Origin of the sequence: Nitrosomonas ureae (assembly GCF_900108305.1) — a bacterium.
Classification (GTDB): Bacteria; Pseudomonadota; Gammaproteobacteria; order Burkholderiales; family Nitrosomonadaceae; genus Nitrosomonas; species Nitrosomonas ureae_B.
This window is the reverse complement of sequence record NZ_FNUX01000011.1, coordinates 20,246-34,295: the sequence shown is the minus strand read 5'-3', so window position 1 is coordinate 34,295 and position 14,050 is coordinate 20,246. Positions and strand designations below refer to the sequence as shown.

16 protein-coding genes are annotated in these 14,050 nt (G+C 44.0%); 4 read left to right on the top strand and 12 right to left on the bottom strand.

Annotated features, from left to right (window positions below; all coding sequences use genetic code 11):
- Positions 1 to 69: 69 nt before the first annotated feature.
- The 4 genes from C4S39_RS07820 to C4S39_RS07805 all read right to left on the bottom strand — a co-directional run bounded on the left by C4S39_RS07820 (position 70) and on the right by C4S39_RS07805 (position 3,926).
- Positions 70 to 1,353 carry a restriction endonuclease subunit S gene (locus tag C4S39_RS07820; protein ID WP_103966467.1) on the bottom strand — a complete coding sequence of 428 codons (1,284 nt, stop codon included), beginning with the start codon at positions 1,351 to 1,353 and terminating at the stop codon, positions 70 to 72.
- The gene (locus tag C4S39_RS07815) at positions 1,350 to 1,772 is read right to left on the bottom strand and encodes a PIN domain-containing protein (RefSeq protein ID WP_181023785.1); all 423 of its coding nucleotides are present in this window, start codon (positions 1,770 to 1,772) and stop codon (positions 1,350 to 1,352) included. Before C4S39_RS07815 ends, C4S39_RS07820 begins: the two co-directional genes overlap by 4 nt.
- Positions 1,762 to 2,043, bottom strand: coding sequence for a hypothetical protein (locus tag C4S39_RS07810; RefSeq protein ID WP_103966465.1), 282 nt, complete (start codon positions 2,041 to 2,043; stop codon positions 1,762 to 1,764). Before C4S39_RS07810 ends, C4S39_RS07815 begins: the two co-directional genes overlap by 11 nt.
- 140 nt (positions 2,044 to 2,183) lie before the next feature.
- Positions 2,184 to 3,926 (bottom strand): type I restriction-modification system subunit M, encoded by a 1,743-nt coding sequence (locus C4S39_RS07805; protein WP_103966464.1) that lies wholly within the window; start codon positions 3,924 to 3,926, stop codon positions 2,184 to 2,186.
- Positions 3,927 to 4,338: 412 nt separating this feature from the next.
- Here C4S39_RS07805 and C4S39_RS07800 point away from each other — a divergent pair, with 412 nt between their 5' ends.
- Positions 4,339 to 4,725, top strand: coding sequence for a hypothetical protein (locus tag C4S39_RS07800; RefSeq protein ID WP_258039349.1), 387 nt, complete (start codon positions 4,339 to 4,341; stop codon positions 4,723 to 4,725).
- 153 nt (positions 4,726 to 4,878) lie between these two features.
- Here the strand turns inward: C4S39_RS07800 and C4S39_RS07790 are convergent, their stop codons facing one another.
- Entirely contained in the window at positions 4,879 to 5,178 is a 300-nt protein-coding gene (locus tag C4S39_RS07790) for a hypothetical protein (RefSeq protein WP_103966461.1), read from the bottom strand.
- A 293-nt stretch (positions 5,179 to 5,471) separates the two neighbouring features.
- On the opposite strand from C4S39_RS07790, the gene C4S39_RS07785 reads away from it, so the two are divergent.
- Positions 5,472 to 6,071, top strand: coding sequence for a hypothetical protein (locus C4S39_RS07785; protein WP_103966460.1), 600 nt, complete (start codon positions 5,472 to 5,474; stop codon positions 6,069 to 6,071).
- An 83-nt stretch (positions 6,072 to 6,154) separates the two neighbouring features.
- Here the strand turns inward: C4S39_RS07785 and C4S39_RS07780 are convergent, their stop codons facing one another.
- The 3 genes from C4S39_RS07780 to C4S39_RS07770 form a co-directional block, all read right to left on the bottom strand.
- Positions 6,155 to 6,559: a DoxX family protein gene (locus tag C4S39_RS07780; protein WP_103966459.1), complete on the bottom strand. Its 405-nt coding sequence runs from the start codon at positions 6,557 to 6,559 to the stop codon at positions 6,155 to 6,157.
- 360 nt (positions 6,560 to 6,919) lie between these two features.
- On the bottom strand, positions 6,920 to 7,123 hold the full coding sequence (locus C4S39_RS07775) for a YjfB family protein (RefSeq protein WP_103966517.1): 204 nt from the start codon (positions 7,121 to 7,123) through the stop codon (positions 6,920 to 6,922).
- Between the two features lie 139 nt (positions 7,124 to 7,262).
- Positions 7,263 to 7,778: a hypothetical protein gene (locus C4S39_RS07770; protein WP_258039348.1), complete on the bottom strand. Its 516-nt coding sequence runs from the start codon at positions 7,776 to 7,778 to the stop codon at positions 7,263 to 7,265.
- A gap of 492 nt (positions 7,779 to 8,270) precedes the next feature.
- Here C4S39_RS07770 and msrB point away from each other — a divergent pair, with 492 nt between their 5' ends.
- Positions 8,271 to 8,792: a peptide-methionine (R)-S-oxide reductase MsrB gene (gene msrB / locus C4S39_RS07765; protein ID WP_103966516.1), complete on the top strand. Its 522-nt coding sequence runs from the start codon at positions 8,271 to 8,273 to the stop codon at positions 8,790 to 8,792.
- Positions 8,793 to 8,839: 47 nt separating this feature from the next.
- Complete coding sequence (locus C4S39_RS07760) at positions 8,840 to 10,027, top strand: hypothetical protein (protein WP_103966457.1); 1,188 nt, start codon at positions 8,840 to 8,842, stop codon at positions 10,025 to 10,027.
- A 15-nt stretch (positions 10,028 to 10,042) separates the two neighbouring features.
- Here C4S39_RS07760 and rnk read toward each other — a convergent pair whose 3' ends face one another.
- The 4 genes from rnk to rng form a co-directional block, all read right to left on the bottom strand.
- Positions 10,043 to 10,453, bottom strand: coding sequence for a nucleoside diphosphate kinase regulator (gene rnk / locus C4S39_RS07755; RefSeq protein WP_103966456.1), 411 nt, complete (start codon positions 10,451 to 10,453; stop codon positions 10,043 to 10,045).
- 428 nt (positions 10,454 to 10,881) lie between these two features.
- Positions 10,882 to 11,136 carry a phosphopantetheine-binding protein gene (locus C4S39_RS07750; RefSeq protein WP_103966455.1) on the bottom strand — a complete coding sequence of 85 codons (255 nt, stop codon included), beginning with the start codon at positions 11,134 to 11,136 and terminating at the stop codon, positions 10,882 to 10,884.
- Between the two features lie 15 nt (positions 11,137 to 11,151).
- On the bottom strand, positions 11,152 to 12,369 hold the full coding sequence (gene fabF / locus C4S39_RS07745) for a beta-ketoacyl-ACP synthase II (RefSeq protein ID WP_103966454.1): 1,218 nt from the start codon (positions 12,367 to 12,369) through the stop codon (positions 11,152 to 11,154).
- Positions 12,370 to 12,556: 187 nt separating this feature from the next.
- On the bottom strand, positions 12,557 to 14,011 hold the full coding sequence (rng, locus tag C4S39_RS07740; RefSeq protein WP_103966453.1) for a ribonuclease G: 1,455 nt from the start codon (positions 14,009 to 14,011) through the stop codon (positions 12,557 to 12,559).
- Between the last annotated feature and the right edge of the window lie 39 nt (positions 14,012 to 14,050).

Sequence of the window (14,050 nt, the reverse complement as noted above, 5' to 3'; positions counted from 1 at the left end):
TAGCTAATACAGGTATTATAGCTAATACGGCTAAATTAACAAGGCACGGTTTCCGCTTTTACTTCCGTTTTAGCTGAGACCAGCCCCACGCACGTCAATTTTCCCGGTCACGGTGGCGGAAATCAGGGCGGTGCGGCGTTCCTGGAGCAGGGTAATGGCGGTTTTGGCTTCCGTGGTTAGGGTATCGAGTTTGGCGGTTTCATTGTCGAGAAATGTGACGATAGAGTGTTGTTCAACAAATGATGGAAACACACCAAATACTTTAAGTAGATTCTGAATCGAAAGACGAGGCAAACCTGCGCCTTTAACAAAGCCTTCAACTTGCTGAACTACAATAGATGACTGACAAAGATAGTTGAAGTAACTGGAATCTAAAATATCGCTATCCGGTCGAATAATTATTAACGACGAAGCTACAACAAAATCACGTTGTTCTTTGATGACTACTGTTCTTCCAATTGTGCCATCTTTGCTAAATAAAATATCTCCGCAAATTGGCTGGCAACCAGTCCGCACAAGGTATTCATAACTTGAGGATGTTGTTTTGAGGCATCCTTCAAAATCAATACCTTTATCGCTAATATCTTTAGTCGAAATAAAGTCGTATACACCACCTCCAGTTTCAGGAGATATGTGCGCCCCATCAGTAATTAAAAGCGTCATCCGTTTTATTGCACAGACTTCCCAATGCTCCGGCACTTTGCCCAGGCATTCGATACCCGAATCCTTCATCGGTGCGTTGGGGTTTAGGCCTTTGGTGACGGCGTGGGAAATAACTGACTGACGCTTTTCCTTGAGCAATTCGATCAGCCTTTGTTGTTCGGCAATTAGTGCATCAATTTTCACGGTTTCGCAGTCGAGGAAATTGGTGATGGATTGTTGTTCCTCAAAGGATGGAAACGCTACTTTATAAGGGGATATTTGCTGCGTTGAAAGCTGTCCTATCGCTGAACTTTGAACGCTAAAATTTATTACAACGTTAATAAAATACGAAAAAAATTTACAATTGCCAGTTCCAAATGGAGACAATACTAGCAAGCGAATAATTGCATCATACGGATGATCTCTGTATACGGCAAAACCAACTTCACCACGACCACTTACGGTAATAGTGTTTGGAGAATAATTACATTTGCTTGTATAGCCATAAACTGCATTTTCGTTATTAGCGTTAGTATAAATGGGATAAGGATGATTCTCGGTTTGGAATTCGGAAAAGAACTCCGTTTTAACATCCCCTCCCGCTTTTATACTAAACAATCTCGATAGTGATGCTATTTCCCAATGCTCCGGCACCTCTCCCAGCCATTCAACACCACTATCTTTGTAACTTTCGTAACGCGGAAAACTCATGTTTGCGTCGTTTCTAAAAATGGATTGACGATCCGCAACCGGTCTTCGATTATTTGTCCGTGTTGCAGGTCTTCGGTATATAACTGCTCGCATTCGGTTTCTAAAGCAGAAGCCACAATCAGGCTATCCCACCATGAAAAGCGGTAACGCTCCCGTATCTCAAAGGCGGCAGCCAAGGTTTCCAAGTTGAGACAAAACACATCACAATGCCAAAGCATGTTTTTGATATTGACCTGAATAAAAGCATCGCTGGCCTTGTTTTTGAGCATGACACTGTAATACTCGTTAATTACTTGATTGCTGATAATTAACGGCAATACCTTCACCATCTCGGCAGCCCGTTGGCAGCGCGGATCGTTTGCCCGTTGCAGATGGGCGTATATCCAAACATTGGTATCTGCAAATAGCCTAGCGTTCATAACGCTCATCTCTGGATGGCATGATGATTTCATCGACTGGTAGGGTCAGATAATCCGGCTTTCTGTCATGTAACTCATCGTGGGTCAATTTCAAGCGGGCCGGAAGCGGGGAGAATTTTGCATGTTGCAGGCCAACCCTCGGTGGGCTCTGGTCTACATCATCAATTTCATGAATGACAACTTCGATGGTTTTATGAGGGAATAGGGTTTTGATTGATTCCAAAAACTCATTATTCAGTTCATCGGCATTTAGTTTGTAGACGGTTTGCATGGATGTCTCATGATAGTTAGAAAAGTTTTAAAAAAGTGTGTATTCGGTACTGGCGCAATTAATGTTGTTACAAGTTATTGTCTCACCAGTGGTGAGACTTTCCATCATCTTGCAAGTTTCGCAAAACTGCCGCGCCACGCTCATGCCGTCAGCCCTTTAATCATGGCCAGAATACGATCCGTGCATTGCTTCAAGTCCGCATCAATCGCCGCCAGTTCACGCGGCGGCTCGAACACATAGAAATGCCGGTTGAACGGGATTTCATAGCCGACTTTGGTTTTGTCATGGTCTATCCACGCATCCGGCGCATGGGGCAGCACTTCGCGCTTGAAATAGGTTTCCACGTCTTGATTGAGCGGCACGTTTTCAGTATCGCGTAGACTGGAATCCGGTTGCGGTTTGCCTTTCAGCTTGCCTTTTTCACCGAGAATGATTTTGCCGTTCCCGTCTTTTAACGGACGTTCAACGGTGATGGTGCGATAACCAAAATCACTGTTCTTGAAGATTCTGGAAATCGGCTTTTTACCCTCGCTGGCCTCGATGAATTGCCCGAACAGGCGGGTAATCCCGGTAATATGGTCATCCGATAATTCTTTACGCTTCGAGCCAAGGCTTTTTCGCATCTTCTGCCAGAAGCCACTCGCATCAATCAATTGCACTGTGCCTTTGCGATGCGCCAGCTTGCGATTGCTGAGTATCCAGACATAAGTGCTAATGCCCGTGTTATAAAACATATCGGTCGGCAAGCCAATAATGGCTTCCACAAGGTCGTTCTCCAGCACATAGCGGCGGATTTCACTTTCGCCCGAACCCGCACCACCCGTGAACAGTGGCGAACCGTTGAGGACAATGCCAAAGCGACTACCGCCATCGTTGGCCGGACGCATTTTGCTGATCAGGTGCATGAGAAACAGCAGCGAACCGTCAGACACACGCGGCAAGCCCGCCCCGAATCGGCCATTGAATCCTTGCTGCTCATATTCCTTACGGACTTCTTTTTCGACCTTCTTCCATTCCACACCAAAGGGCGGATTGGACAGCATATAGTCAAACTTCTTATGCGGGTGGCCGTCTTCTGAAAAAGTATTGCCGAACACGATATTGGCGACATTCTGCCCTTTTATCAGCATATCGGCTTTGCAGATGGCATAGGATTCCGGGTTCAACTCCTGCCCAAACATGGTGAGGCGGGCCTCGGGATTGTGTTCTTCCAGATATTCACCCGCGACCGACAGCATCCCGCCCGTTCCTGCGGTGGGGTCGTAAATGGTGCGGACGACCCCCGCTTTTGCCAGCACTTGATCATCTTCGATAAACAGCAGATTGACCATCAGGCGGATCACTTCACGCGGGGTGAAATGCTCTCCTGCGGTTTCGTTGGAGATTTCAGCAAACTTGCGGATAAGTTCTTCAAACACCAGCCCCATTTGGCTGTTACTGACTTTACCGGGGTGCAAGTCGACATTGACGAACTTTTCAGTGATTTGATACAGAAGCCCAGATTTAGCCAGTTTGTCGATCTGGGCATAAAACTCAAAACGCTCGAAAATATCCCGCACCGCTTCAGAAAACCCGTGGATATAAGAAAACAGGTTTTCCTTGATATGGTCCTGGTCGCCCATCAGCTTCTTCATATCCAGGGGCGAAATGTTATAGAAACTTTGCCTGGCTTTGCGGAGCAGGAAGGGATCGGCGTTTAAGCCGAGTTTTTTCTTTTCTTCATGTTCCGCCAGCACGGCAGCTTTGGTAGATTCCAAAACGCAATCCAAACGGCGCAACACGGTAAACGGCAGGATGATCTTGCCATAATCGGATTGCTTGTAATCGCCACGCAACAGATCGGCGACCGACCAAATGAAGGCTGAGAGAGATTGATGATTCATACATCCTTTCCTTAATTCCGATTTTTATTATTTTTGCTGCTGATTGGTATTCTCTTTACCCTAATGGTATAGGTAACATAAAAATACTGAAATAAGAATATCCAAGGACTACACACTTAATTTCCGAATTAATAAAATCATACGGTAGACCTTATTAATGCCTACAACTATCTCATCAACCAGATCAAACAAAATATGAGGAATTACTGATCCTTCAGTCGCATCAATCTCGGCTAGCGGTGATGTGGTTACTTTGGGGTTTTTTCTTTAAGAAATAGTGTTACCCTTGAGTTTGCCTTAACTCTCCGCTCTACTTCATGAGAAATTATTTATGAAAGTGTTTCTAGTAATTATCATATTGATCTTATTGATAGTTTCTGTACGTTTCAGAATATTTGCAGGATATCTTGCTATGATTTCCTTGACTATAGGTCTCATGGTTTGGCAATACCAGGAATATGAAGAGAGCAAATCCAAAACCCGAATTCTTCCGTCAGAGGTAGTTTTAAGAAAAATATCTTTTGATCCCATCGGAAATAACTATCAAATGACAGGGCGCATTTACAATAACTCAGAAAAATATAATTTGAGTGGCGTACAGTTAAAAATTATCGCGAAAGATTGTGTAAATAATGAAGATAACTGCGTGATTTTCTCAGAGACCAATGAATATATTTATATTTCCATACCTCCCGGACAAGCCAGAGATTTTAAAAAGGAAATCTATCTATACTCAAACCAGAATGTCGAGAATAAGGTAGTCTGGGATTATTCTATTGAATATGCGGAATCAAAATGAACGAAATTCCGGTATGCCGATACGCCAGGCATTGTGGCTAGACGGGTATTTACAGGATTTTGTTCGGGCAAATTTGCCAAATCAGATCCAGGCTTTCTAATTTGTTGTTCTTTAGCCTTGGCAGCAATTAATGGTTCTGCTTGTAAGGCCAACTCAACCCATAATAAAAAACCAGCACGCATGACTTTTGGAATGCCAAAGGTGCGCGCTGGTATGAGTCAGATACCAGCTAACATGGCTTAGGTAACCGGTATTCTGATGAGACAACGAACGAAACACTTCCAATAACGATCCAGTTATATTTCCGTTGACAATTGCCGGTTTGTATTTTCGTAAACGGTTAATCAATTCATCAGTTACTTTCTCAGATGGCGATAATTCAAGATAGTCACCATCAGCTTTAACAGTGAAGTTATTTCCTCTAGGATATTCAATGAGTCTCTTTGCTTCCATGATTTTTATACCCGCACTGATTCAGGATAAAAATATTTTCTGCGGTGGAAAGTTCTGAAAGCATGTTGCCAATATTGCCAGGCAGATTCTTAACGGTGATCGACACAGCTTACGCTGACGACACGCATCCGGCATTACTTTTGGTGGAATAAAATGAGACAGATATTTTGCTGTGATGCTGTTAACATTAGCCAGGTCTATGCTTCAGAATAATTGAAAATTATTAATAGCGTGGCGTTATAAGATTATTCCCTGTGCGAAAGATTGTTGCTTGAGTAACCCTGGAGGTTCCAATGATAAAATATAAAAGCCTATTACAGATTTTGCGCCAGTATTGCACAAATCATAAGACGCCAAGATTGATAGGCGTTCTCGGTCTATTATTCATACTCAACGGTTGTCAAACGACGTTAAGCCCTGAACAAACCACTACAGCATTCTGGAAGGCAATGGTAAATGGTGAACTCGAATCCGCCAAAAAATACACAGCACGAGAAACTCAAGCTCTTGTGGTTAAACAAGAAAATATTATGGGAGCGTCACTGGAAAAGACCGGCATGATCGTCATTGATGGTCCTAATGCAAAGGTGGCAACTGTCGTTATGCTGAAAAATCACGAAAACAATAAGACGTTAACTTTCGATACTGTTTTATTGAAAGAAGACGATGTATGGAAAGTAGATTATCAGAAAACCCTCAATAATCTCTCAATCCTGCCTTTCGGAGAGGTTATTAATAGTTTACGGGCAATTGGCGATGTCATTAACAAGAAGCTGGAGCAGCAAATACCGCTTTTTGAAAACCAGGTTAAATCTTTTAGTGATGAACTAATACGGCAATTGGATGAATTTCGTCATCAATTGGAGAAAGCTAACTCTACTGAAAGAAAATAGCCTTTTCCTCAAAGGATTATTGAACTGACTGGCAAGCATTTAATACTTTCGTTGAACACCTGTTCTGAAGGACAGGGGTAAATCTAATCAGGTTTAACGGCAAATCTGCCACTTCCAAGAAAGAATACTGCAAGTCCTGTAAGCATGAAGAAAACCTGCAATTCCAAAGCATATCCGCCGTGATCGGCTAATGTGAATAATTGACTGCGATGTGCCAGCACGATTGCAAATATCATATTGCCGAACACAAGCAACCCGCCAATCCGGGAAAAAATTCCAAGAATGATCATAAGCGCTGCGACAACTTCTCCCAAATATACACCGTAAACTAAAGCCTGAGGTAAATCCACGCTGGCAAGCTGTTTGCCGATAAAATCGAGAGAACCTGGATTGAGCACCTTATACACACCATGAAATAGCATTAGTACGCCAACGGTAAGCCGTAATGTTAATTTCCCCAATGCATCATTTTGGAATGGAATATTCATTATATTTTTCTCCTTAAGCTTTGTGATCGTCAATTATATTAAACCAATAATTAAAAAGAAACATTGATGGGAATCCGGTAGCGTCTCAGTTGAAAAGTGACATGACGGTTTTCAATCGCCTATCAGGCCCTGCGTTTTAGCCGTCGAAGAATTTGCAGGCACCTGAAATAACCATTCGTTTGCATGCTAGGCTGATGAGCCAACTCAAATTAAGGAGACAGATTGCCTGGTCTAATGAATCCGTACAGTCCAGTTAAGAGAAAATAGCATTAACTGGAGGAAGAAATGGTAACGAGAAAGCAATACACAAAGGAATACAAATTTGATCCAATCAACCTGGCATTGGAAATGGATACGAAATTAGGCGGTCGTATTTATATTTCGCCCGAGATTTAAAGGCAGGTTTGGTGCAGATTGAGAATTATCAGGAATGGCCTCAATTAATGCGAGAGCACTTGCAGCGTTAATATCCATGGCCTTTTTAAGGACTGCAATACCAACGGCTTCTTTGGTATTAAAGTTCGCCATTTCAGTTGCTATTCTTGCTATACCGGTTACGTCCATGAAATTTCTCCCAATTTTTATAAAGATCATTACGGCAGGTATTGTTCTATCTTTTAGGAGTCCTCAGGATTTTCATTCTTCCAGATTAAAATTGCTTATTGCTCATAGCGGCATGAATCATTTCTTGAGGTTGCGAGGATTAATCTTTTTTTAGAAATGTTGAGAAAAGCTTTTTGAAATGATCTTGCCAATCCAGTCCGACTTTTAATGGCACTTTCACTTGAATGCTTGCATTCTCGGTATTTTTTCCTTCCAAATACAAAATATATTGCCCCGCTTCACTCAGTTTAAAGGCCTGGGTGATTACGCCCGATGGGTGCTGCTGCATGGGCGCAGACAATATTTCGAGTTCTTTTTCCATGTCATCAACAGTTACTATCCTAACCAGGCGTTGAGATAACAGAAAATTTCGTGCCGATTCCGGATACAGCAAGTCGATCGAAATATTTACTGCCGACGGTTCGGGTACTTTCCCGCATTGAACAGGAACATGGGGTGACCGCAGGGTATCTTCAGGTGACTCGTAGCCTTCCGGGAGATAATATCCTGAATAGCCAATGATTAGATTCTCGGTTTCTATGGTGCAGGCACCGCCGCGAAAACCTTTTGGATAAGTTTCGGCTGAATCGCCTTGTGAACTTGTACCATAGAACATGCCAAATGCCAGGACGGAAAATATGATTCCGATCAAAATTACAAACATAAATTTATGGGATGAAAATCTTGAACGGATAAACATAGTATTTTTTACTGACGAATAGGAATAACGGAGAATTATATCAACCAACACCGCGTCATAGTAAGACAACTGCGCTTGCCGCAGGAGATTATTATTGGTACCTTGGTGATAAGTTGTTCGGACGTACCTACATTGTTCCGTGATGAAAAAACAGCTTAAAGAATGTGTCCGGTTTAATGCAACCACATCAATATGTTTAATTTAATGCTTTTTTAGTAGGAACTAAACCTTAATTCATTTGATCACGCTTTTTCTGTTATTAATTATAATTAAAACATATGATTTCCTGCTGTAACACGATCAAATCGTAATCATGCTATTTGTGCTCAACCGGGTTTTCAGGCTGAAAAAGGAACGCATCGGCACATAATTGAGCGCACGATGATTCTGTTGAATTGGAGAAATTTTATGAAACGACGCACCTTTTTATTTAAAACGCTGACTGTCGCAACCGTGCTTCCCCTAATGCCGGCATGTTTGCGCACGCCGATGGTTGGCGAGGCAGCCAGCCCCATTCCGTCCATCAACAAACCTCGTAAGGAATGGCGTGAACTGGTCTCGCCCAAGGCCTATCAGATCCTGTTTGAGGAAGCAACCGAACGTCCGGAATCGAGTAATCTGGTTTATGAGGATCGTGAAGGCACCTTTATTTGCGCCGCCTGTTATCTTCCGTTGTTTGAAAGCGCCCATAAATATGAGAGTTGGACCGGTTGGCCCAGTTTTACCCAGCCGATAGCCGGGCATATAGCAACCAGAATCGACTTCAAGATGATCTGGCCGCGCACGGAATACCACTGCACACGCTGCGGAGGTCATCAAGGCCATGTATTCACGGATGGCCCGCCTCCTCGCGGAGAACGCTGGTGTAATAATGGTATTGCGCTTAATTTCGTACCAAAAGAAGAGCAATTGCCAGCGCTCAGAGGCTGATCGGTTGTTTGTGTTATCAATGCTATTTTACTTAACGAGAAATAATCATGACTAAAACCTATCAAGATTATTTTGATGAATTGGGTTTCAAAGAATCGTCCAGTATTCCCGGTGGTGCGCAAAACTATGGCACTGAAAATCCATTTGGTTATATCGGAAAATATCAATTCGGGGAAGCGGCTCTTTTTGATCTCGGATACTATGGCATTGATCATAGTGACCACAATTTATTCAGAAACGATTGGGTTGGCAACTGGTCAGGCAAGAATGGAATCCATAGCAAGCAGGATTACTTCAGCAATGGCGCCATACAGGAAATAATCATCCGGGACTGGCACGATATTTTATGGGAAAGAATAAAGTTTCTGGAGCTTGATAAATACGAAGGACAGATCCTTAATGGCAATCAAGTAACAATCTCCGGAATTCTGGCAGCTGCACATCTTGTCGGTGCAGGAAGCACCTCATCTGAAACAGCTGGTTTGAAAGGCTATCTGCAGTCGGGAGCGATTTTCAGCAAGGCGGATGGAAATGGAACCACAGCCAATACCTTTATGATTTCTTTCGCGGGCTTCCAAACGCCTTTCGCTGCCGATCATAACAAAACCGAATCGATTGCGGGAGGAACAGGAAAGGATACATTGACCGGGTTTGGAGGTAATGACACGTTAAATGGAAATGAAAATACTGACACCGCCATTTACCGTGGCCGCTTTAGTGATTACGACATCCATCATAATGCTGATGGAAGCTGGACGGTTATCCACAAGAATGGGGGAATAGACGGAACAGACACACTCAATCAAATCGAACGCATTCAATACGCTGATATTTCATTAGCACTTGATCTTGACGGCAAGGCCGGCATCACGGCCAAAACGCTGGGCGCTGTTTTTGGCCGGGAATCAGTGTCAAACGAAACCTTTTCCGGTATTGGCTTGAGCTTGCTTGATGACGACATGAGTTACGAAGCCTTAATGCAATTTGCAATCAATGCCGCACTTGGCGACAACGTAAAAAATCATACGGCTGTTGTGAATCTGTTATATGAGAATGTGGTCGGCCTTGCACCTTCTGCGGCAGACGAGGCCTACTATGTAGGTTTGCTGGATTCAGGCATTCATACCGTTGCCTCTATTGGAATTATGGCTGCAGATACTGTTCTCAATGAGGAAAACATTAATCTTGCGGAATTATCCCAAACCGGACTGGAGTATTTATTGACTTCCATTTAAATGAAAATACCGGGTTCAACGGAGATACTCTCCCATTGCTTCCGGCTGTCGAATGACCTCAAGTACACGCAGATTCAGCTCCCGCCCTCCTGGAACTTGCCACATGATTGATTGGCCTACAGACAATCCGAGCAAGGCGCTTCCGACAGGGGCTGCGATAGAGATTGTATCTTGCGCGCCTGCCTCGTCAGGATAAACGAGCGTAAGCTGATACTCCGAACCATTCGTATCATCAACAAAACGAATCGTCGAATTCATGGTAATCACATCAGGCGGAACTTCGGTGGGTTCTACGACTGATGCGCGATCAATTTCATCAATGAGCGCATCAATTCCGGGAAGTTGACTATAGTTCCTGGAACTGAACAAGCGCTCAAGACGCGCCTGATCCAGGCTGGTTATAATGATAGGTGGCATGTTCTGCATGGTTTTATCCTCTTGAATTGTAAACAAAAAAATTATGCCGAGGCCATTGCCCGGCGCTTGAGTTAAGCCGTGCCGCTTTACAATGGACGATCAGAATGAATTATCAGGTTTATCGTACTGAATCTTTTGAATCGGAATGTATCGTTGTAGAAAAAGAAGCCCTCGTTCCTGGTAAGCGGCACTGTCCAATAAGTTATCCGGCTTAAAGGCGGCATTTGTCCCGCGCACCAACCTAAGCCGCACCGGCAATATCAAAAAGTTTTCAACTTGTTTCAAATCGATTAACCATCATCATAATCGGCTTAGGTTAGATCTGCAAAAATCAGAAACAGGGAAGTATTTTTATCAGGGACGGAGAAAACTCAGAACCAGACATTCCCGCCATTTATTGAAGTTCAAATTAAATCAACATGTAACAAAATTCTCTATCAACGTTTCGATTCCGGCGGATGCTTGCTAATATAGTCGATAATATCCCCTACGCTGCGGAATCCTTTGGTTTCTTCACCTTCAAAACTAATGCCAAAAGCATCTTCCGCATCAAACAGGAGTTGGATCGTATCCATCGAATCGAGTCCAAGTTCTTCAAATTTTGATGCACCAGTAATCGTTAAAGCGTTCGCATTCTCAACTTTTTCCGTAATAAAGCGGATCACTTTTTTTTCAAGTTCTGCTGTATCCATATATCGGTACCCATATCAAGGAATTGTAAAGACGATACTGGCATTATTGCCCCCAAAACCAAATGCATTACACATACCTGCCTGTACTTGTCTTTGCACTGCATGATTGGGCGTATAGTCAAGATCACATTCAGGATCAGCCTCATCCAGATTTATCGTCGGATGGATCATGCCGGTATGCAGTGTCATGATGGTGGCGATGCTGCCGATTGCTGCCGATGCACCGATGGTATGACCGATCATCGACTTAGTCGCGCTGATGGAGATTTCCTCTGCATGTACACCGAAAAGCTGCTTGATCGCCTTGGTCTCAATCACATCACCCAGTGGCGTGGAAGTTGCATGCGCGTTTATGTAATCCACCTGGTCAGGGGCTATTCCGGCATCCTCGATCGCAGCCTGCATTGCCGCCACTTGTCCGTTCATGTCAGGCGCAACGATATGCGCCGCATCACAAGCACAACCATACCCGGCGATTTGTGCATAAATTTTGGCTCCGCGTTGTTGTGCCTGTTCTTCTTTTTCCAGAACTAATATACCTGCACCTTCTCCAATGACAAAGCCGTCACGTCTTTGGGCAAATGGGCGTGATGCATGCGCCGGATCGGTGTTAAATCCGGTGGATAATGCATGCAACGCTTCGAAACCTGCTATAGTCAAGGGCAATACGCATGCTTCCGTACCACCCGCAACAACGGCATCTGCTTTTCCAGTGCGCAACAAATCCAACCCCATGCCGATGGCATTCGCACCAGACGAACAGGCTGTGCTGCACGTCAGATTGGTACCTTTAAATCCATATTTTGTGGCAATCCAGGCGGCCGCGGAATTGGCCATAATGCGAGGTACGGTAAACGGTGGCATGGATTTGTTCTGAAACTTGCGTGCTGCTGAAGATTCAAAGGTTGAAAATCCGCCCATGCCGGAACCCAGACTTACAGCCAGACGCCGTGGCTCATAATTTTCCATACTGCCTGCATCCGCCAGTGCTTGGATTGCCGCGCATAATGCTAATTGTGCAAACCGATCAGTCTGTTCCAACTGTTTTGCTGTCAGAAAAATGGCTGGATTGAATTCTGTAATTTGACCGGCTATGCGGGATCTTAGGCCGGATGCATCAAAACACTGAATACCACTGATTCCGCTCGTACCTCTAATCGCTGCATTCCAGAACTGATCGATGCCGGTACCGATCGGTGAAACAACCCCCATTCCAGTAACAACGATACGCATACAAGATCAAACAAAAAAATTTAAGGCAGAAATCAAAATACTTTGATGTTTTATTAAATATACTGAAAGCCTGATAGGCTGTCAAATATGACGCTAACAGGGTTAAACCAGCAATACACTCTTCCCCGGATTTTACAGCTCATTTGATATTTGATCGAAAACCCCGAACCTCTCACCCAAAGATTCGTTACATCAATATCACATCGTATTGTTCTTGTGAGTAGGACTCCTCAATTTGCAGGCTTATGGGCTTGGCTATGAAGTCACCCAACTGAGCCAAACTTTGCGATTCCTCATCAAGAAACAAATCGATAACTTGCTGTGATGCCAGAATTCTAAATTCATTTGCATCAAACTGCCTCGATTCCCGAAGTAGCTCCCGCAAAATCTCATAGCAGATGGTTTGCGCCGTCCTGACTTCGCCGCGCCCTTGGCAAGTTGGGCAAATTTCACAGAGCACATGCGCCAAACTTTCGCGGGTACGCTTACGCGTCATTTCAACCAGGCCTAATGTACTGAAACCATTGACGGTTATGCGTGTACGATCTTTTGACAATGCTTTATTGAATTCAGCCAGAACCGCATTTTTGTGATCCTCAGACTCCATATCGATGAAGTCAATGATGATAATTCCTCCCAGATTACGCATGCGCAGTTGTCTGGCAATGACCTGCGCCGCCTCGAGATTGGTTTTAAATACAGTATCGTCGAAATTGCGCACACCAATAAAACCACCGGTATTGACATCCATTGTGGTGAGCGCTTCAGTTTGATCAATGATTAAATATCCGCCGGATTTTAAATTAACCCGCTTGGCCAGAGATCTTTCAATTTCTTCTTCTACGGCATACAAATCAAATAATGGTCGATCGCCGGTATACAAAGTTATACGCTCCGCGATACACGTCATGTAGCTTTGTGAAAATTTCACCAGCTTCTGATAATTCTCACGTGAATCGACCAGAATGCGGGCTGTATCTTCATCAATAAAATCGCGTAATACGCGATGGCTAAGATCCAAATCCTGATAAAGCAATACTGGCGCAGAAATGGTCGCTGACTTTTGTTGAATGTCGCGCCATAATCGATGCAAATACGCTAAATCAGCGCGCAGATCATTTTCATCCGCAGTTTCTGCCATGGTCCGGATGATATAACCACCCTCTTCATCTTCAGGAAGAATCTGCCGCAACTTTTCACGTAATAACTCACGCTCGCTGTCATCTTCAATGCGCTGCGAGATACCAATATGGGATTCTTGCGGAAGATAAACCAATAAACGGCCCGCCAGGCTTATCTGAGTGGAAAGACGAGCGCCCTTGGTGCTTATTGCATCCTTGATCACTTGAACCACGATACTATTGCCTTCGTAAAGCAGCTTCTCGATCGGTTTCATAGCATCCCCTTCCGGCTTGGGATCCCGAATATCAGCCACATGTAGGAAAGCCGCCCGGTCAAGGCCAATATCTACAAACGCCGATTGCATACCTGGCAGCACACGGCTCACCCGGCCGTTATAAATATTTCCTACGATACCGCGTCCACTGGTGCGCTCGATATGCAGTTCTTGTGTTACGCCTTGTTCGAGTATAGCTACCCTGGTTTCTTGCGGCGTGATATTGACTAGAATTTCGTTACTCATATCCGATACATATTATTCTTATTGAAATCAGTCAATTGA